General features: G+C 41.0%; 15 protein-coding genes and 1 tRNA gene. 6 read left to right on the forward strand and 10 right to left on the reverse strand.

Annotated elements, in window-relative coordinates:
• Positions 1–546: 546 nt before the first annotated feature.
• The 3 genes from RSJ42_RS09500 to RSJ42_RS09510 form a co-directional block, all read right to left on the reverse strand.
• Positions 547–1338, reverse strand: a complete 792-nt coding sequence (locus tag RSJ42_RS09500) for a hypothetical protein (protein ID WP_410507062.1) — start codon at positions 1336–1338, stop codon at positions 547–549.
• A gap of 265 nt (positions 1339–1603) precedes the next feature.
• Positions 1604–1675: transfer RNA gene (locus RSJ42_RS09505), tRNA-Cys, on the reverse strand.
• 333 nt (positions 1676–2008) lie between these two features.
• Complete coding sequence (locus RSJ42_RS09510) at positions 2009–2908, reverse strand: DMT family transporter (protein WP_410507063.1); 900 nt, start codon at positions 2906–2908, stop codon at positions 2009–2011.
• A 280-nt stretch (positions 2909–3188) separates the two neighbouring features.
• Here RSJ42_RS09510 and RSJ42_RS09515 point away from each other — a divergent pair, with 280 nt between their 5' ends.
• Positions 3189–5483: a NosD domain-containing protein gene (locus RSJ42_RS09515; RefSeq protein WP_410507064.1), complete on the forward strand. Its 2295-nt coding sequence runs from the start codon at positions 3189–3191 to the stop codon at positions 5481–5483.
• 128 nt (positions 5484–5611) lie between these two features.
• On the opposite strand, the gene tatC (RSJ42_RS09520) is transcribed toward RSJ42_RS09515, so the two are convergent.
• Entirely contained in the window at positions 5612–6373 is a 762-nt protein-coding gene (gene tatC / locus RSJ42_RS09520; protein WP_410507065.1) for a Sec-independent protein translocase TatC, read from the reverse strand.
• 510 nt (positions 6374–6883) lie between these two features.
• On the opposite strand from tatC (RSJ42_RS09520), the gene tatC (RSJ42_RS09525) reads away from it, so the two are divergent.
• The 4 genes from tatC (RSJ42_RS09525) to RSJ42_RS09540 all read left to right on the forward strand — a co-directional run bounded on the left by tatC (RSJ42_RS09525) (position 6884) and on the right by RSJ42_RS09540 (position 9400).
• Positions 6884–7660 carry a twin-arginine translocase subunit TatC gene (gene tatC / locus RSJ42_RS09525; RefSeq protein WP_410507066.1) on the forward strand — a complete coding sequence of 259 codons (777 nt, stop codon included), beginning with the start codon at positions 6884–6886 and terminating at the stop codon, positions 7658–7660.
• Positions 7661–7800: 140 nt separating this feature from the next.
• On the forward strand, positions 7801–8166 hold the full coding sequence (locus RSJ42_RS09530; RefSeq protein ID WP_410507067.1) for a twin-arginine translocase TatA/TatE family subunit: 366 nt from the start codon (positions 7801–7803) through the stop codon (positions 8164–8166).
• 222 nt (positions 8167–8388) lie between these two features.
• On the forward strand, positions 8389–8700 hold the full coding sequence (locus RSJ42_RS09535) for a twin-arginine translocase TatA/TatE family subunit (protein WP_410507068.1): 312 nt from the start codon (positions 8389–8391) through the stop codon (positions 8698–8700).
• 187 nt (positions 8701–8887) lie between these two features.
• Positions 8888–9400, forward strand: coding sequence for a Nudix hydrolase (locus RSJ42_RS09540; protein WP_410507069.1), 513 nt, complete (start codon positions 8888–8890; stop codon positions 9398–9400).
• A 156-nt stretch (positions 9401–9556) separates the two neighbouring features.
• On the opposite strand, the gene amrS is transcribed toward RSJ42_RS09540, so the two are convergent.
• The 3 genes from amrS to RSJ42_RS09555 form a co-directional block, all read right to left on the reverse strand.
• Positions 9557–10609, reverse strand: coding sequence for an AmmeMemoRadiSam system radical SAM enzyme (gene amrS / locus RSJ42_RS09545; RefSeq protein WP_410507070.1), 1053 nt, complete (start codon positions 10607–10609; stop codon positions 9557–9559).
• Between the two features lie 172 nt (positions 10610–10781).
• Complete coding sequence (locus RSJ42_RS09550; protein ID WP_410507071.1) at positions 10782–11984, reverse strand: methyltransferase; 1203 nt, start codon at positions 11982–11984, stop codon at positions 10782–10784.
• 549 nt (positions 11985–12533) lie between these two features.
• A complete protein-coding gene (locus tag RSJ42_RS09555; RefSeq protein ID WP_048140757.1) occupies positions 12534–12719 on the reverse strand; it encodes a hypothetical protein in 186 nt (61 codons plus the stop codon).
• Between the two features lie 272 nt (positions 12720–12991).
• On the opposite strand from RSJ42_RS09555, the gene RSJ42_RS09560 reads away from it, so the two are divergent.
• The gene (locus tag RSJ42_RS09560; protein ID WP_410507072.1) at positions 12992–13354 is read left to right on the forward strand and encodes an MTH938/NDUFAF3 family protein; all 363 of its coding nucleotides are present in this window, start codon (positions 12992–12994) and stop codon (positions 13352–13354) included.
• Positions 13355–13611: 257 nt separating this feature from the next.
• Here RSJ42_RS09560 and RSJ42_RS09565 read toward each other — a convergent pair whose 3' ends face one another.
• The 3 genes from RSJ42_RS09565 to rsgA all read right to left on the reverse strand — a co-directional run bounded on the left by RSJ42_RS09565 (position 13612) and on the right by rsgA (position 18903).
• Positions 13612–14721: a DUF362 domain-containing protein gene (locus tag RSJ42_RS09565; protein WP_410507073.1), complete on the reverse strand. Its 1110-nt coding sequence runs from the start codon at positions 14719–14721 to the stop codon at positions 13612–13614.
• 359 nt (positions 14722–15080) lie between these two features.
• Positions 15081–17528 (reverse strand): tetratricopeptide repeat protein, encoded by a 2448-nt coding sequence (locus tag RSJ42_RS09570; RefSeq protein ID WP_410507074.1) that lies wholly within the window; start codon positions 17526–17528, stop codon positions 15081–15083.
• Positions 17529–17793: 265 nt separating this feature from the next.
• Positions 17794–18903, reverse strand: coding sequence for a ribosome small subunit-dependent GTPase A (gene rsgA, locus RSJ42_RS09575; protein WP_410507075.1), 1110 nt, complete (start codon positions 18901–18903; stop codon positions 17794–17796).
• Positions 18904–18938: the final 35 nt, after the last annotated feature.

Consider the following 18938-nt stretch of genomic DNA (forward strand, 5'->3'; position numbering starts at 1 on the left):
GTTCTGCTCCGGTTTCTTCCATAAACTGGCATGAATATAAGCCAGTCAATTATAGAAAAATCTGGAGGGGTATATAACTTTGCTAATTTATCATTTCTTATATATTTTTAAACTAAAATTGACCGGAGTTTTCAGGCTATCATCTAAAAATTCCGATTTCATCAGGTTTTCCAGAGAACAACTTTTGACTGGACCGTCTGCAAGCTAATAACACACAACTGGCACGATAATACTTGATAAATAAACAGCTAATCTTTAATTATAAATATAATTAAATCCACTAGAATAGTGGGCATCTGGACAGGTCTTCAAAGACTTATTTTTAACTCTTTTAATACCCCCCATACCCCCAACTCCCCACTATCCAGATGCCCAATCCCCATATTTTAAAAAGGAAATGTTGACAATACCCTTCTCTTTATTTCCTATCTGGTTATTTCTTATCTGGTTATTTCTTATCTGGTTATTTCTTATCTGGTTATTTCTTATCTGGTTATTTCTTATCTGGTTATTTCTTACCACAGATTACTTCTTGCCTGACTGCTTTTATATTCTGTTTATAGCAATATGGTCATCCTTTATGCTGATTTCCATGTACCCGCAATCTGTGCATTTATAGTGCCTGATTGTCCTAAAAATGTTATAACGCTCCAGATGCGCATCAGGGCGTTTATACTCAACTAAAGAGCGCTCTTTCCCGCACTCTTTGCAGGTTTTCCTATTTTTGTCCATATCTTTTGTTCTGGATTTGGAATTTCTGCGAGCGATTTCAATCTTGATATTTTCGTCATCGCAGTATTTGCACTTCATATAACTTGTTATTGTTTTCTCGTATTTGTTCTGAGTACTGACCATTTTGATAAGAGGTTTTTTTAGTTCCTCGTACGCAAAGTCCCTGCCACATTTTTTGCATCTTAGAACCTTACAATATTTCTCGATTTCATACAAATTTAAGGCAATTACGAAAGATATTATGTTTGCAGATATCAACAAGAGTGACAGGAGCGAATGGTCCTCTTCGAACACCAGTTCCAGGATTAGCAAAGAAAACAATAGAACAGATAAAGACATAGATAATATCTTCAGGACACTGATTGTCCCTAAACCGTATCGGTTGATCAGTTCAGGAGCCAGTTTTTTAAGGGAATTATAAAAATTTCCTTCCGAGCATATTATCAAAGTATCGGTTTCTCTATCCAGCTCGTAGCAAACATTATCCCTATGTATCCTGCTTGTGCCTACAGGAAACTCTATAAATTTGAGGTCTTTGCTCAAGGTATCAATAACCAGTTCCAATTTTCCAGCCTTTTTTCTGAGATTATAATTAGATATACTCATGAGAAGATAACCTTTTTTTATAAACTTAATTTAGAGAGTATTCATGACATAAAAAGAAAAGACAGAAAATTATTAGTTAAAGATAGTAGCTAAAGAATTAGTAGTTAAATAGGGAATTAGTAGTTAAATAGAGAATTAGTAGTTAGATATAGTAGCCGGAGATAAATTATCATATAATATCTCAACTTATCATATAAAATCTAAAGAAAGCTGAAAATTAAAACTTATCCGAAAGAATAGAATAAGTTATTAAAAAATTAAAATAAGCCAAGGTCCGGATTTGAACCAGGACTGAATCGCTCTGCTGGCGATTGCGTGACCGCTCCGCCACCTTGGCAGTCTGCATATTCTAATAGAGTATTCAATATATATAAATTTTTAGATTAAGCTGTTTGTCTTAAAGATGTGAAGACTTGCGGTTGTTGAGCTAAAGATCTGCGGTTATTGAGCTGAGTTCAAGAAGCCAAAAGAGGTTAAGTTACTGTATTTCTAACCTGTACAGCGTCATTTTCCCTACTTACCCGTTCTTTCCGGCTTGCAAGAACCATTTGTTATTTTCATTTCGTGATTTTTGGTTTTAGCTCTTCTTCTTTCGCTTCTATTTTTTTGCGGGAAAGCTGCTCTCATGCGTCGAGCGTAACAGGAACGGTCAGGTATAGAGAATGGCTTTTCACTGTTTAAAAGCTTCATGTTTACTTTCTTTCTCCAGACTCATAGTGAGGGAACCTGTAAGAATAAGAGCGCACCCGATCAGAGTACCTGTAGAAATCGGATCGTGTAAAATCAGATAGGCAAAAAAAATAGCACTCACAGGCTCAAGAAGGGACATTATGCTTGCATTCTGGGCTTTAACGTGCTCGAGCCCTGTAAAAAATAGAATTGAGCCTATGGAAGTAATCATTACTCCCAGGAAGATAAGGACAGGCAAATTTTCAAGAAGGGATGCAAAAGATACCTTCAACATCAGAGGAAAGAGAAGTACCAGAGTCACGCCTGTTGAGAGAAAAAGCTGTTCAAGCCCCGAATATTCATCTCCGAGATAACGTGAGGTCATGGTTATGCAGGCATAGAAAAAGCCTGAAAGAAGCCCCATGAGCACTCCGAATAAATAACCGGAACCGGCTGCTGTGCCGGAAAAAATACTTTCAGGACCAACTACTACTATCACGCCTGTAAGCGAGAGCACAAGGGCAGCAAGGTTTTTTGTGCTGATTTTTTCTTTAAGGACAATAGGAGAAACCAGCAGGACATAAACAGGGGCAGTGTACAGTAAAAGCACTGATAAAGAAACGTTTGTAGAGCTAACAGCCATGTAATAGGACAGCAGCCCTCCAGCCTGCCAGGCTCCAAGAAGCAGCATGGCTTTCCTTTTTCCCCGAAGTTTCATTCCTGAGAGTTTTCCCCTGGCTCCCAGATAAACAATAAGAGCCAGAAAACCAAGAAGAAGCTGAAAAAAGACAACAGATTCTGCAGCCATATCTTTTATGAACAGGAAAAAAATGCCTGCAAACCCGTAAATAACGGATGCAGCAATAACCTGAGCATTTGCTTTTACGTACCTGGGCTCCATGACCTCTGCAAATAAGGGTTTCTGTTAAATAATACTTTCCGGACTATGGTAAAAGTATAGAAGGAAATTGAATATAACCGTCTTAACTCCAATGTTATGCTCTTCTTTGAAAAATTCTCGTAATTCTACATAAGCCTGTTTCGATTTAACTTTTATTCCCCAAAATAAGCCCTTAAAAGAACAACCAGTAATTAAATATCATTTAAAGTATAGAATTTATTAATAATGTTTAGATTAATATTCATAGCTGATTATATTAGAATTAATTGGGGGAAAATAAGTGAGAAATAGAACAATTTTTTCAATAACTTTAGCTTTTATTTTTATAATATCTATTTCAGCTATTTCATCAGCAAGGGAAATTACAGTAGATGATGATTGTGGAGCTGATTTCATATCAATTCAGGAAGCTGTGAATAATTCTGTAATAGGGGACACAATAATCGTGATGCCTGGAATTTATACTGAAAACGTTCGTGTTGACGTAAAAGGTCTAACTATCAGGCCAGAATCAAATAATGGCAGTGCGCAGATAAAACCGCTGAATGAAAGCGTAAGTACCTTTCTGATAGAAGCTGACAGTGTCGCGATCAGTGGTTTGAAAATAATAGGAGCCAGTAAGGATTATCCTGAAAGTTCAATCGTCGTTTCTAGCGACATGAACAAACTGACAGGTAATATCATTGAAAATGGTTGTATTCTTCTGGGATCCGAGAGTTCGGGCAATTTAATAGCCGAAAACAAAATTTCTAACGGTGAAGGTATACACATTGGCTGCTGTGCAGTAAATAATGCAGTATTAGGTAACACAATCTCAAATTGTTCCACTGGAATATCCGAATCTGATCAAACAGTAGAGATTCGTAATAACAGGATTACTGACTGCGATTGTGGGATTAGGCTTTCGTTTGCAAGTTCGATAATTGACAATAATACAATATTAAACTGTAATATCGGAATTAAATTAGGAGATGGCTGTGATGTTGATATAGTCAACAATGCAATAATGTCCTCTGCAGAATGTGGAATTTTTGATACGGAAAATAATGGCCGCAAACGAATCTACAATAATTATTTTAATAACAGTCTAAACATAAAGTTTGCACCTGGCGAAGGGGGAAATACCTGGAACAATTCACTCACTTCAGGTAGTAACATTGTCGGTAACCCTTACATTGGAGGAAACTTCTGGGCAAAGCCAGATGGGACTGGATTCTCCCAGATCTGCGTGGACCTGGATGAAAATGGGATTGGAGACCTGCCTTATAATATCTATGAGAATGAATTTGACTATTTACCTCTTGTATCTCAGTCCAGCCCTCAAAATTCAATTACTCCCACTGCCAACTTTACAGCCAGCGTAACTAATGGCACTGCACCTCTTGTTGTTAAGTTTACAGATCTTTCGGAAAATGCAGTTGTGTGGAACTGGGATTTTGATAATGATGGTCTATCAGATTCCACAGAACAAAATCCTGTATATGTGTATAGAGCTCAAGGAAACTATACCGTTAATTTGACGGCTAGCAATGGACTCAATACTAGTTCCAAAATTACTAACATAACCGTTGAAAAAAGAGTTTCATCCACATGGCCATTTGTATACGTTACAAGTGGATTAAATGTCTATGTAATTGACACAGCCACAGGAACAGTTATAAGCAAAGTAAAAATAGGACCTTGGCCTGAAAGAGTTGCAGTCACACCTGATGGAGAAAATGTATATGTTACGAACTCCTGGGATGGTAATGTCTCTGTAATTGATACAGCTACAAACACTATTACGGATACTGTGAAAGTGGGATCTTATGATATTGTAGTCAGCCCTGATGGAAAAAAGGTATATGTGACCAGTGGTGACAGCAATAATATTTCTGTAATTGATACCGACACAAACACTGTTACAGCTACTGTGCCTGTTGGAAACTGGCCAGAAAGGATTACAGTCACTCCGGATGGAAAAAAGGTATATGTGGCCAATCATGGCAGCATTAATGCTCTTGACGATACCGTTTCTGTAATTGATGCAGCTACCAATATGGTTACAGCTACAGTACATGTAGGGAACTGGTCGGAAGGAATTGCAGTAACCCCGGATGGAAAAAGAGTATACTTGGCAAACGAGGGTCATTATGTCTCTGTAATTGATACAGCTACAAATACTGTTACAGCTACGGTGGATGTAGACAATTCTCCTCATGAAGTTATAGTTAATCCGACAGGGAAAAAGGTATACTTGGCAGGAACAAAGAAGGCATATGCGGCTGGCACAGATGATGGTTTTGTCTCTGTAATTGACACTTCAAACAATACTATTATTGCCACAATGGATATTGTAGGAGGTAGTCCCACAGGACTTGCAGTAACCCCAGATGGAAAAAAGGTGTATGTGACAAACAGCAACGTTTCTGGGAACGGGACCCTCTCTGTTATTGACACCTCAAACGATACCCTCTCAGCATCAGTGAATGTCGAGTTTTCTCCTGGGGGACTTGCGATCGTCCCGGACCCAGAATCAGTACCCCAAGTGGCTGATTTCAGCAACAATGTCCATAAACGTTCTGCGCATCTCTAAGCTCAGTTTATCGATAATTCTGAAAATGTAATAGAATGGAGCTTCTGAAGACAATGAAGTTTCGAGTGAGGAAAAGCAGCCATACTGGTGGGTGCAGTGTTTCCCAGAATCTTCAGGCAGTCTTTTTTTCACGATAATGAGGAATCAGGCTTTGAAACCTTATTTTTCACTCCAATTATCCTTACTATTATCATGCTGATCTCAAAAAAAATTACCATTGGCACTGCAACCATCATCTGGCTGAAAACATCCGCCCCGGGAGTAACAAGGGCTGCGACAAACATGGCAAGGACATAGATATGCTTGCGGTAGGTCACAAGAGTTTTGTATTGTACGAATCCGTTTCTTGTCAGGAAAGTGAGCACTATAGGGAGTTCAAAAACCAGACCGAATATGGCTGTAGTTGTTGCTATAAATGATATGAATTTGAAGATTGAATAAGTTGCAGTTACCCCTGAACTTTCTGCGTCAATATAAAGGAATTTAAGAAATAGGGGCAGCATGAGGAAGTAAGAATAAGCAACCCCGAGTGCAAACATTATTACAACTGCTATGCCCAGGAAAAAAAACTGGCCTTTTCCTATAGACACAGGAATCTTAATTGAATACCTTCTTGAAATAGCCCGATAGACATAGAATGCAATAATGGGCAGGGTAAAGAGCAGTCCTATTATGATAGAGAGCTTAAGCTGCAGCATCATTACTTCCAGAGGGGATACGTAAACCAGCTTTGCACCTTCCGGAAGGAGGTCAATTTTCATTCTCTCGATAAGGGGACCTGTAAACTGGAAGGAGACAACAATACCTGTGAGAAGAACTGCGGCTATCACAAGCAATTTGTTTCTCAGGGTTACAAGGATTGCACTTAAGTTTTCAATAGCTTCAGACATGTGGAGTACCTATCCGGAAAAGCAAAAAGAAATTCATGATCCTGCTTCAAAGAGGCTGTATCCATTGCAGGAGTTTATATCATCAACTTTCCTTTTCCTATTTTGTTTTTTCCTTTCGTTTTTATGCAGTTTCTATAAAGAGTTTCTCTACTTATTCTAAGAATTCCAGTTTAAGAGGGAATTAAACTGGTGAAGACCATAATTTTGATTGTATTTCCTAATTTTGATTACATTTCTTAATTTTGATTACATTTCTTAATTTTGATTATGTTTACTAACTTTGATTGCATTTCCTAATCAGTTGTACAAAAATAATATTATACAAACTATTATAATATTATACAAACTATTATATAATAAATTGGTTATTGTTTTAACCTGAATCATACTATAATGATTTAAATACTATAAATATTCAGGTATGTAACTATCAGGCATGTTTCCAGACAGAAGCAATAATATATTCCGATATAAATATATTTAGGTACACTCAAGTAAGAGCGAAAAAAAATGGATTCACAGCAAACAGGTAATGTTAATTCTTCCACAAATGCATCCGGGAAGAATTCATATGCATCCGGTGTACCCGGGGATATTGAAGAACCCGTTATGGCCCACCTGTTTGAGCTCAGGAACCGGTTAGCAATAGTTTTAATCTGGCTCATAATAGGGATATTTATTGCTTTTCCGTTTTCGGCAAAGGGCATGCTGCTGATCTGGAAAGAATTCATAGGCCCTGGCCTGATTATGTCGGCATACTCTCCTCTAGAATGGACTCTTGCCCGCCTCAAGCTCTGCCTAGTATTTTCCCTTGGAATTACAATTCCACTGTTCTTTTACCAGCTTTACAGGTTTGCAGCTAAAGGACTTTATCCGAACGAAAGGCGCTTTTTCCTGAAGGTTATTCCTGCATCTTTCCTGCTCTTCCTTCTGGGGACAGCAATAGGGTACTTCCTTGTCCTCCCTGCAATGTTCAGATATATTCTCTTCTATTCGGGAGATCTGGCTACAGCCCAGCTCTCAGTCCAGAATACCCTTTCAGCCGTAACCACAATTCTTGCGGGTTTCGGAGTCGTGTTCCAGCTTCCTCTCCTGGTGGTTTTTGCGGTGAAAATGGGACTTGTACAGTACCAGACTCTCAAAAAACAGAGGATACTTATCTACAGCGGAATTCTGGCTTTTTCACTTTTCCTTACCCCTGACCCTACTTTCATAGCCCAGATTGTTGTGGCGGTTTTACTGGCAGTCCTTTTCGAATTCAGTTTGCTGCTGGTCAGGCTGTTTTAAGAACAGATCTGAATTGAGTCTCGAATCGTGCGGAAGAAGCACGGTCAAAAACCTTTCTTTTTAAAAGAATTTCCAGATAGGGACTGCCCACAAACTGTTTTAAAAGAACTTTTATATTTGGTTGATGATAGTAGCCAGCAATGATAGGTTCAACTGAACTGATAGCAATCATAATCGCTGCCCTTTTCCTCTTTGGGCCGCAGAAGATTCCGGAGCTGGCAAGGTCTCTTGGAAGTGCGATGGGCGAGTTTAAAAAAGCCCAGCGCGCAGCTGAGCTTGAGCTTACGGAATTCGATTCTTATACACGAAAGGCTGCAAACAAAACCAGGGAAAAAGAGGAAGATAAGGAAAAACTCGAAGCTAGCCCCGCAGATAACGGGAAAGAAAAGAAAGAAGAAAACAACAGCAAAGGAGCAAAGCCCAATCCTCTGAGCGCACTGGAATGCAGATCCTCCATTCCGGACCAGGAAAAAGCTCCTGAAAATCAAAATACCGGAATGAAATAAAAGGACAGGCTCTGGAGAAGTGAAAAATAAAAAAACTTAAATAATATAAAACATTCTAGATAATAATATAAAATAAAAACTTTATATAACATGAAAAGAGTAGCCTAAATTAAAGATGTTCAGGTCATTCGCTAAATATTCAGGTAATTATATTCATTTATATGCCACTATCATCCCTGATATTTGCATTATTAAGGAAAACGAAAAGCTTGAGGTCCAGCCATGATAGGCACACAAGAACTTTTAATGATCTTTGGAGTAATTGTATTACTTTTCGGGGCAGCCAAACTTCCAGAACTTGCCAGGTCCATGGGAAGTTCGGTTGGAGAATTCAAAAAAGCCCAGAAAGAGTCCGAAAAAAGCCTTAAGGAATTTGAGAAATCATTAACTGAGCCCACCCCGACTCCTGCTAAAACAAAGGTGCAGGAAACAGCTGAAAGACTTGGTATTGACATAAGAGGCAAGACCGACGACCAGCTTCTTGAAGAAATCCAGAGGCATGCCGAGAGGCCAAAAGAAGTTTCAGAACCATGAAAGAAATCTGAAGGATAAGCTTTTCTTTTTGCCTTTTTTATTCAGCTATAATTCAGTAAAATTTTTATTTTTTATATCTTTCTATCTTCATGTTTAATAAATTCCGAAAACTTTTTTGAGTCCGCTTCACATAAATACAAAAGTTATTTTAAAACCAGGTTATCTAAGGGGGCCTTTTCTGATAGAAATGATCACTGAAGTTGACAAAAACGATAATTTTCTTGGACTGCGCGCCAGAGAAGATTTTTACTCGGGCGACCATATTCACAGAGCTTCACAGCTAATCCTTCTAGATCCTGAAAACAGGATGCTCCTGCAGAAACGGTCACCTGCAAAATTCTGGTTTCCTAACCGCTATACCTATTCCGTAAGCGGCACTGTCGCAGGTGAGTCATATGAAGCCTGCATGGAGCGGGAAATGCTCGAAGAACTGGGAATCTCGATCCCTTTCAGGAGATTGTTTAAAATCCCCTGCATCTCAGGAAATAAAGGAGCTTACCATACAGTATTTACAGGCAGGTGTACGGAAGAAACTGCACACCTTATCCGATTTGATCCGGGAGAAGCCGTCTCCGTTGAGTGGATAGGACTTGAAGAACTTCACAGGGCTGTTGAAACCGAACCAGGAAAATATACTCCTTCCCTCAGGGCAGGGATAGTGAAAATCTTTAAAGAAGGACGAGAGAAGTATCTTTTCTGAAAGGATGAGAGAAGTGCCTTTTCAGAAATACCGTATTGAAATCCAGAGGCAAACCTGCCATTTTCTTTTCTTTATGATTCAGGCCCCCGCATAAAGGTCACTCAAAGATCACTCCAGGATTGCTCTAAGACTGCTCCAAGACCACTCCAGGACCGCTCAAAACCCGGATTCATCAGGAGACTGTTTTAAGCTTCTGTATTCTCCAACAATAGGGATGTTTTCCCCGCAGACCGGACAGGTCTTTTCAGGAGTGATTTCGTATTTTTCTATATCGAAGTAACCTCTGGAGATCAGCATTTTGCCGCAGTTCGGGCAGAAGGTATTATTTCTGTCGCTTCCAGGAACATTGCCCATATAAACATACTTTATCCCCTCTTCGGTCGCGATTTTACAGGCTTCTTCCATGGTTTTTACGGGTGTAGGGGCAAGATCCTGCATCTTATATTGAGGGTGGAAACGAGTGAAATGGAGCGGTGTGTCGGGGCCCAGATTATTGTAGACCCATTTTGAGAGTTCCCTGAGTTCGTCGAGGGAGTCGTTTACTCCGGGAATAATAAGGGTCGTAATCTCCACATGTATTCCGAGTTCTTTTGCAAGGGCAGAAGCCTCAAGCACGGGAGCCAGTTTTGCACTGGCAACGTCATGATAGAACTTTTCATTGAAAGCCTTGATATCGATATTTGCGGCGTCCAGATAGGGCGCGATATCCCTTAGAGGTCCGGGAGTTATGTATCCGTTTGTTACGTAAATAGTGCCAAGCCCGGCTTCTTTTGCCAGTTTTGCACTCTCGGAGGTATATTCATGCCAGATTGTAGGCTCATTATATGTCCAGGCAATGGACTGCGAGCCTGAGTAAATTGCCCTTTCCACGAGTTCGTCCGGCATAATATCTTTTGTATATGCATCTTCCAGGCACACCTGGGAAATTGACCAGTTCTGGCAGTGCTTGCAGCGGAAATTGCAGCCAATGGAGCCGACCGAGTAAACATAAGACCCGGGGAAAAAATGATAAAGCGGTTTCTTTTCTATAGGATCGATAGCCTCGCTTGAAACAGTGCCGTAAATAAGAGAATAAAGGTCTCCATCCCTGTTTTCCCTGACCCCGCAAAAGCCCCTTTTTCCGGGTGCAATTTTGCAGCTCTGGGCACAGAGGCTGCAGTGTACTTTATTGTCTCCGATCTTCTCGTAGAACATGGCTTCCTTTATCACAAAAATCCCCATTTAGTGATTGTTTTTTTGTGTAATAACGGTTACTGTAGCAGAATTATTCCGCAAAAATCCCACAAAAAATAGGAAACGGGTTAGAAGTTTCAGCTTCGTTACAGCAGAAAAATGACAGAAAGGACTGATAAGTCTGCCTTAATGTTTTACCCGTAGAACTTCAACCCACTTTCCATGCAAACACAATCCTTGACCCGTCATCCATGTCAAGGGCACGGAAGACTTCAAGCCCATAACTGCCCAGCATATTTATGTATTCGTTAAAAGGAACGCTGTTTTCAAAACTGAAGCCTGAGCTCCCTTTTTTCACGTCTTCAAAAGTCCAGAGATTCCAGTCAAGGCTCATAATGGGATTGGATTTCGTATTTTCATCAGGGACCTGCCTGGTTACAAAAACACCTCCTGGTTTTAAGGCTTCGGCAATCTTGGGGATAAGGGAGGGCACTTTTCCTCCGGGATTGAAAGAAGAAAAGATCAGATCGTAATCGCTTCCGATTTCGTCTTTAAAAAAGTCCCCTGGAATTATATCCACTCTTGAAGCCCCGTATTTTTCTATGAAATGCCTTGTTTCCTTCGTGACAGGAGGGAGGTCGAAAACGAAAGCCTGAATTTCTTCGTTCAATTCTGAAAAAGCGATTGCATAGAGACCATGCCCTCCCCCGAGGTCAAGCAGTTTTTCAATACCTGTGAAATCAACGTTTTCCCGAACAACGCGGACCGTCTCCTGAAGAAGGCCACAGCGCGCGTTTTCTGCCATGCAGTGGACAATTTCCCCAAAAAAAGGCCCTTTCTCGACAATATCAGGTCCCTTTCTCATTATCTGAGGAAGACGTGCCCAGCGTTCAGCATTTCTTACCCTTTCGGCAAAGTAATGCTGCTGAGAAAACGGAGAGTCTTTCAAAAGGTATGTTGCACTGAGCTCGGAAATTAAATACACCGCTCTGCCATTTTTGGCTTGATCATCAGGACTCAGGTTTTCAAACCCGGCTTCTGATTTTCTCCTGTCTTCACTTTCGTCAGCGTCTTTTTGAACAGACTGAGCTTTTTCCTCTTCCTTATCTATTCCTTCCTCAAACCTGTCAAGAAATCCAAGGCTATGAAGGGCCTCACAGAAGTGCGGCATAAGAACAGGGTCGCAACCAAGCTTTTCAGCAAGAGCTCCTGCTGACATGGGGACTCTAAGAGCTTCAAATACTCCCAGCTCAAAAGCTGCAGAGATCAGTTTGCACTGCCTGACACCCTGAATAGAGGAATCAAAAACCTTGAAAAATTGGTCTGCGCTTATCTCAGGTTTCTGCATCAAGTCGGTACCGCTTTCTTTGTCAAGTTTTTTTTCTGTGCTGCTTTTCACTTCGTCTCCCATAAATCTCTCCTCCTCTAAGATATGGTCTGCCCTTACAATTAGATACCTTTTTCAGTCATAATAATGCTGCAAATAACCGAAAAATATCAGTGTTAAATGATTTTCCCCCAGGAATATTATTTTGATAAATAATTGTAATATTCGGCAAGATAATAAATTTTTCATATAGCAAGATGCGTAAACGCTGTTAACCCAAAATTTTATACTTGAGTCTATCTCAGGACTCAGAAATTACCATAAAACTTTGAATTTACGTTATCAGTCGGATTTAAGGCGAAAATTAAGGCGAAAAAATAATTTCGATATAAGTGAACGATAAAAATATACTGCTGGAAGAAGTGAATAGTAAAAATATACTTCTAGACAAAGATGGCTAAGTCATAAATCCAGAACAGATAAAAATTCATTTGATACAGCTTAATTTGATACCAGTTTAATTTGATACCAGATTTGATGAAAAACATGGGTTTGAAAGAGCAAAAAGTAACGTCCTCAGATGTTCTTATAAGGAGAAAAACAAGACAAGAAATGGTAAATATAAAAAGAGTTTTAGAAAGCTGCATCAACATAATCAACGGGTCTTTTAAAGACAGCTGTTATCATGCCGTTTTCATCGATTTCATTCGAAAACTTAATCAGTTCCCAGCCTTCAACTCCGAGGTTGTTAAGGTCTTCTTTTGCCTTTGACCACTCACTGAACCTGATCTCTTTAACGTCGTATTCCCAGATGGTCACTTTCAGTCATCTCCAGTAAAATTGGGTAATATTATAGTATATATTAACTGGAAGCATCTCCTATATGTATCTTTTTAAAAAATAGATTTGAGATCAAGTCAACTAAAGTTGATTTCGAAATAGAATTCGTGTCACTTTGAATGAAGCATTTGTTTCTTACTGAATTATAAGCAGACAGCACGATATTCATAATTGCACTGCGTAATTCAAAAATTGAAGTTCGAGCCGTGGGGATCAGATGACAAAAAAGGAAAATTATGAGAGGAGAGAAAATGAAACCGAAGATAAACTCGACAAGTTTCGGTTCGGTTACGGTCAAAGGCAAGCCCTATAAACACGATATTCTTATCCGTCTTGATGGGGAGGTCGAAAAACGCAGGAAAAAACTTTCAAAAGGGATCTACGGGACATCCCATAAAATTTCTCTTGATGAGGCTGAATATATCTATGAAAAAGGAGCCAGAAAGGTAGTCATAGGAACAGGCCAGATCGGTTTTGTAAAGCTTTCAAAAAAAGCTAAAAAATTCTTCAAAGAAAAAGATGTCAGGGCAAAACTCCTTCCAACCCCTGAAGCGATTAAGCTGTGGAACAAAAGCAAAGGAAAAACTATTGCAATGTTCCATGTGACCTGCTGAAGCTGGAAATTCTTTAAAACTTGTTGAATCGCTGGAATATTTTTACAGGGATGCTTTATTTTTACAGTAAATCTTAACCAGTACAGCATCATTCGCTGTACCTAACCTTTCTTACAACGCTTTACAAAGGAGAGCAGCCTGTCCCAAAAATAAGAAAAAAGAAAAGAAATCCAGCAAACAGGATTTCTGCGTAAAAGTAAAAGAAAAATATATTTTCAGGCTTATATTTTCAGGCTTAAAACTGTCAGAAGCCTCGCTTAAATCTCAATAAGCTCGTATTCTCTGCTCCCCATTCCTATTTTTTCAGCATACTCAAGCTGGCGGGTGCCGTCAACCCTGGGCCAGGTACCTTTGAACTTGTCAGCCCCTGCTTCATGGTTGCACTGCAGGGCAGAACCTGCAAGCCCTTTCTGTTTGTTAACAAGATCATAGCTTGCCTGGTCAAGAGCAACAGGATTCGCTGATGCAAGGATGCCTATATCAGGGACAATAGGTGCATCGCTCCAGGGCACGCAGTCGCAGTCAGGCGTGATTTTGAGCAGGAAATTGATGTAGCCTGTTCTGCCTTCCTTGCCTTTTACTGCCCCGTATGCATATTCCGTCATGTACTCAAGGAATTTCGGGATATCGTTTTCCCAATCGATGTCAATGGCACCTGCAGGACATACTTCCATGCACTGCCCGCAACTTACGCAGGCTTCAACTTCAATCCTTGAGAGTTCACCTTCAAGGGCGGCTGCTCCTGCAGGGCAGACCTCAACACACTTGCCGCAGCCTACACACAATTCTTCATTGACCTGCGGGCTCGTCGGAAAATGCTGGTCCCTCTTTCCGGCAGCCGGCGCACAGCCCATAGCAAGGTTCTTGATGGCTCCTCCGAAGCCTGCAACAATATGCCCTTTGAAATGGGACATTACAATCATCGAGTCCGCAGCAGCTATATCAGACCCTATTTTTACGGACTTGAAATGCTCCTTGTCGATTTCAACCTCCGATATGTTCTGGCTCTTCAGCCCATCCGAGATAATAAGCGGAGCCCGGACGACAGAGTAATCAAAGCCATGCTCTATGGCTGTTGTCAGATGGTCAACAGCATTATGCCGGCTCCCGGAATACAGGGTGTTTGTGTCCGTAATAAACGGTTTTGCTCCTGCTGCCCTGATTTTATCAACTACCTGCCTGACAAAGACAGGGTTGATGTAACCGTCGTTCCCGTATTCCCCGAAGTGGATCTTGATTGCAGTCAGGTCTTCTGCTCCAAGCAGTTCGACAAATCCTGCCTCGTCAAAAAGTTTCTGGATCTTGCTTATCTTACTCTCGTAGGGGTTTTTTGCCCTAAGGTCTGCGAAATAGACTTTGCTTGCCATTCGAATAACTCCCGTCAAAAGAAATCGAATTATTACTTTTTACCCGTTCTAGCAGTTAAGAAAGCTTTTTTTGTTTTTAGGTGTTACGCTGTTAAGGAAGGGAGGGAAGGTCAGTTGTCGATTCAACTACCCTTTCTCTGCTTGAATCTTTTCTTTTTAAATCGGTTAAGCCCTATCTCTGATTTTCTTGACCGAAATGCAAGTTAATCAGTTAACCTGTGATAACTGGCAAGCCGCTACTCCGTAATAATTCCGTCCTCAATCGCCTGCGGGACAGCACAGCACAGCCGGGCTCTTTTTGAAGCTGATAAAAAATATGATGGGGCAGTAAGTGCCCGCAGATTTCTATGGTTTCGAGATCAGAGCTCTTCGAGCGAGGAATCCCATTCAGGGTCTTCTTCAGCCAGTTTTGCGTCAATCTTTTCAGCTTTTTCAAGATATTCTTTTGCGGTATCGGAATCTCCCAGTTCTTCAAGAAGATTTGCGTAGTTGCTGAAAAGTAAGAAATTTCTTTTCAGGAGATCAAGGTCTTCAGGATAGGATTTTGACAGGCTTTCGTTAAGAGCAAGGGCTTTTTCAAAGCACTCTTTCGCTTTTTCCTGCTGATCCGTAACCGCATATCCGATCCCGATGTTATTCAGGGCTCCAAGCATATGATGAAAGTGCTTTGGGTTCTCAGGGTCGTTTTCATACAGGACTTTGAGGCTTCTGTATGCATATTCGTATTCCTGGATTGTCTCCTCCAGTTTATCGGCATCCCTGTATATGTCCCCGATTTGTTCGGCAAAACCGGCAAGCATCTCCTGAAGCTTCAGGTTCGTTGGGTAGGCTTCATATAATTTTTCAATGGTTCTGAGTGCAAGCTCATAGTATTTCCTGGCAATGCTTGAGTCTTTATTTTCGGATTCCAGTTTTTCAAGGAGGGCCATTCCTAAAAAGAATGCTTTACCTGATGTGAGGATCAGAAGTTCCGGGTTTTCGGACTGTTCAGCAATTACCTGTTCAAATCTTTCAAGCGCCTGCCTGTGGTAGTTACTGGCTTTTTCTTCGTCCCCAATTTCGGAATGCAGCACTCCAAGTTCGAAATATGTAGTTTCTATATCCAGATCATGACAGTGTTCCAGAGCATGATCATGGTCCATTTCATGGTCGTCGTCCGTTTTATGGTTATGGTTTGGATCATGGATATGGTTCAGATTATGGTCGTGGCCATGATCATGGCAGCTTGCAGAAGGCATTATCTCAAGGAGCTTTTTCTGTACTTCCAGAACCCCTTCATACATTCGGATTGCTTTTTCGAACTCCCGGTTCTCTTTGAACAGCGTACCCAGGTCTGTCAGGGTTTCGAGGAGTTCTTCATGGAAAAATTCGTTCGTGGGATCAGATTCGAAGGCTTCCTGAAATATGGGGAGAGCCCTTTCGTGGTATTGTACTGCAGATTCAGGCTCTTCTTCCGCATATAACCTTCCGATCCGGTTCAAGGTATCGGCTTTATTAGCTTCTAGCATGAGTTTATCGGCTTCTGCTGGGTGGAGATTTTCGTAGATTTCGATTTCTTTATCGTAATAACCCCTCGCTTTTTCAATATCTTCCTCTTCCGAAAAGAGATCGCCAAGGTCCCGATAAATATCGGAAAGCTTGAGAGAATATTCAGGGTTTTCAGGGTTTTCAGGTTCTTTTTGCAGCAGGTTTTCATAGATGTGCAGCTCGTCCTTATAGCACATTTCTGCACTTTCAGAATCTCCGATCTCGGAAAACAGCTCTGCCAGTTCGTCTAAAGAGCTGGAAAGATTTTTATCAGTTCCAAGCAGGTCCGGGTATTTATCTATCAATCCCCGGAAAGTTTTCCTTGCCTTCGTATAGTAGTCCCTGGCTTTTTTGGTGTCTTCCGTATCTGAGAATATTAAGCCGGTATCTTTGTACATATCTGCAAGGGCCATGGAAAAAGGAATACTTTTAGGGACTGGAATGTTTTCGGAAACTCCAATATTCTCAGAATCCGGAATGTTTTCGGGCTCTTCTTCAATTTCGCTTTCAAGCAGGCTCAATGCCTCCTTATAGCACTCCTCTGCCTTTACGAGATTTTCCTGGTCCGAATACATATCTGCGAGATAACGGTATACGTAACTCAGGTAAACTTTGGTTTCGGAATTTTCAGGATCTCTATCGAGGACTTTTCCGTAAATCTTTATTGCCCGACCATAAATGCGCTTTGCTTCTTCTATGTACCCCTCTTCCAAATATTCCTCTTCCTCACAGATCCTTCCAAAGTTCATAAGAGAATCATCAAGGCTGCTGAGATAGTCGGACATTTCAGTTTCACTTATGAGTAATTTCTCAATAAGATCAAATTTTTTATCAAAAAGTGGAATTGCCTCTTCGATCAATTCTCCGGCTTCAAAACAGAGCCCTATGTGTTCGATCGTCTTCAGGAAATCTTCCAGGTATTCCGGATTTTCGGGATCTGACTCCAAAAGCTTCTCAAAACCCAGAACCGCTTTTTCAAAAATCCCTTTCATCGGATAGATATATTCTCTTGCTTTAACGGGATCTTCAAGCTTCAGAAGGATATCTCCAATGCTTCCAATTGTGTCTCGCATAAAAGACCGGTAATCTTCTTTTTCCGGTTCTTTTGAAAAAAGCTCCAAGCTAATTTCCAGCGCCTTTCCGAAAAGTACAATCGATTCTTCGAGTTCATCAGTTCTGTATTTTGCAAAGCCCTTAAAAAACAGAAGATGATATGAGATCTCAGGGTTATTCACTTCTTTTTCGATCTTTTCAACCTTATCAAGGTTTTCAAAGGCCATTTTATATCTATCATGATCTATATCATCGGCTGCTTTCTTCAATAAGCGAAAAGCAGAATCCTGTAGCTTCCTTGACATAGAAATAGCATAGGTTTTTTCATATAATAATTGTAGCTCAGGGTAATTATAGGTCAGAGTAATTGTAAGTCAGGGTAATTGTAAGTCAGGGAGGGCTCAATGTAAACTACTCCTCCCGTTTCCTTCCAGGTCGAAAACGATTGATAAAATCCTGATGATGCTTGCCTTCTTTAAAATATGTCCTATCTTACAGTTTCCCCGTGGATTTCTTATACTTTTTAATATCCACCGCTATTTTTTTGAACCTTTCCTTTTCAAGCCTCTTCAGCCCGATTTCTGACTTTCTTGACTGGAACGCAAGTTCATCAGTTAGCCTGTGATAGCTTGCAAGCCGTTCCTCAGGAATAAGCCCTTCTTCTACTGCTTGAAGGACGGCGCATCCGGGCTCGTCCCGGTGAGTGCAGTCTTTAAACTTGCAATTGCGAGCTGCATCAACGATTTCGGAAAAAGTCTTTTCAAGCCCTTCGGCAGAGTCCCCTAGCTGGATTTCCCTAATTCCCGGGTTGTCTATAAGAACAGCTCCATTCGGAAGCAGGAAAAGCTGGCGGACTGTAGTTGTGTGCCTGCCTTTTTCATCGTCTTCCCTGATACCCCCGGTTCTCTGGACGGTTTCACCAAGCAGAGAGTTAATTAGAGTGGATTTTCCTACGCCTGAAGAACCTATAAGTGCAACTGTTTCGCCCGGATTGAGGAAAGGGATTAGTGCTTCAAGCCCTGTTTTTGAGAGGGCGCTTAATGGAACAACCGGCACGTTACCTGCAATAGACTGGATTTTTTCTACCAGGCGGGCTGGATTACCTTCAAGGTCGGTTTTGTTAAGTAAAATCACAGGTCTTGCCCCGGAAGAATATACAATGGCGAGATACCTCTCAAGCCTTCGAAGGTTGAGATCCTTACCAACAGAAGTAACGATAAAAATAGTATCAAGGTTTGCAGCAATTACCTGCTCCCCGCCCCCGTCTCCAACTGCTCCTCTTGAAAGACAGGTTTTTCTGGGCAGGATATTCACAATCATGCGTGAACCGGTCTCGGGCTGGTCAAGCAAAACGACAAAATCCCCTACAACCGGCTGCTTTCCAATTTTCTGGAGCGCACCGGAAATTCCTGCCTGTACAACAGCCCCCGGTACAAGGATCTCACAGACCGTTTTATGCCTTGATGAAACTCTTCCGGCAAGATAGGGACCTTTGTAGGCAGAAAAAGCCAGTTCAAGCTCTTCAGTCCACCCTGGAATGTTATCTGAGCCGCCTTGAACTGAATTATGACCTGAACTTTCTGTTTCGCTATGATTGTTCATAAGATGGAAGTATCCGAGTGAACTGCCCCGCCCTG

This window comes from Methanosarcina hadiensis (assembly GCF_046529725.1).
GTDB classification, from domain to species: domain Archaea; phylum Halobacteriota; class Methanosarcinia; order Methanosarcinales; family Methanosarcinaceae; genus Methanosarcina; species Methanosarcina hadiensis.

Coding starts and splice junctions, on each gene's coding strand:
- RSJ42_RS09540 (WP_410507069.1), top strand. CDS start 8,888: ATGATCACTGAAGTTGACAAAAACGATAATTTTCTTGGACTGCGCGCC.
- RSJ42_RS09535 (WP_410507068.1), top strand. CDS start 8,389: ATGATAGGCACACAAGAACTTTTAATGATCTTTGGAGTAATTGTATTA.
- RSJ42_RS09510 (WP_410507063.1), bottom strand. CDS start 2,908: ATGGAGCCCAGGTACGTAAAAGCAAATGCTCAGGTTATTGCTGCATCC.
- RSJ42_RS09530 (WP_410507067.1), top strand. CDS start 7,801: ATGATAGGTTCAACTGAACTGATAGCAATCATAATCGCTGCCCTTTTC.
- tatC (WP_410507065.1), bottom strand. CDS start 6,373: ATGTCTGAAGCTATTGAAAACTTAAGTGCAATCCTTGTAACCCTGAGA.
- rsgA (WP_410507075.1), bottom strand. CDS start 18,903: ATGAACAATCATAGCGAAACAGAAAGTTCAGGTCATAATTCAGTTCAA.
- RSJ42_RS09560 (WP_410507072.1), top strand. CDS start 12,992: ATGAAACCGAAGATAAACTCGACAAGTTTCGGTTCGGTTACGGTCAAA.
- RSJ42_RS09500 (WP_410507062.1), bottom strand. CDS start 1,338: ATGAGTATATCTAATTATAATCTCAGAAAAAAGGCTGGAAAATTGGAA.
- RSJ42_RS09570 (WP_410507074.1), bottom strand. CDS start 17,528: ATGGCCTTTGAAAACCTTGATAAGGTTGAAAAGATCGAAAAAGAAGTG.
- RSJ42_RS09565 (WP_410507073.1), bottom strand. CDS start 14,721: ATGGCAAGCAAAGTCTATTTCGCAGACCTTAGGGCAAAAAACCCCTAC.
- RSJ42_RS09550 (WP_410507071.1), bottom strand. CDS start 11,984: ATGGGAGACGAAGTGAAAAGCAGCACAGAAAAAAAACTTGACAAAGAA.
- tatC (WP_410507066.1), top strand. CDS start 6,884: ATGGATTCACAGCAAACAGGTAATGTTAATTCTTCCACAAATGCATCC.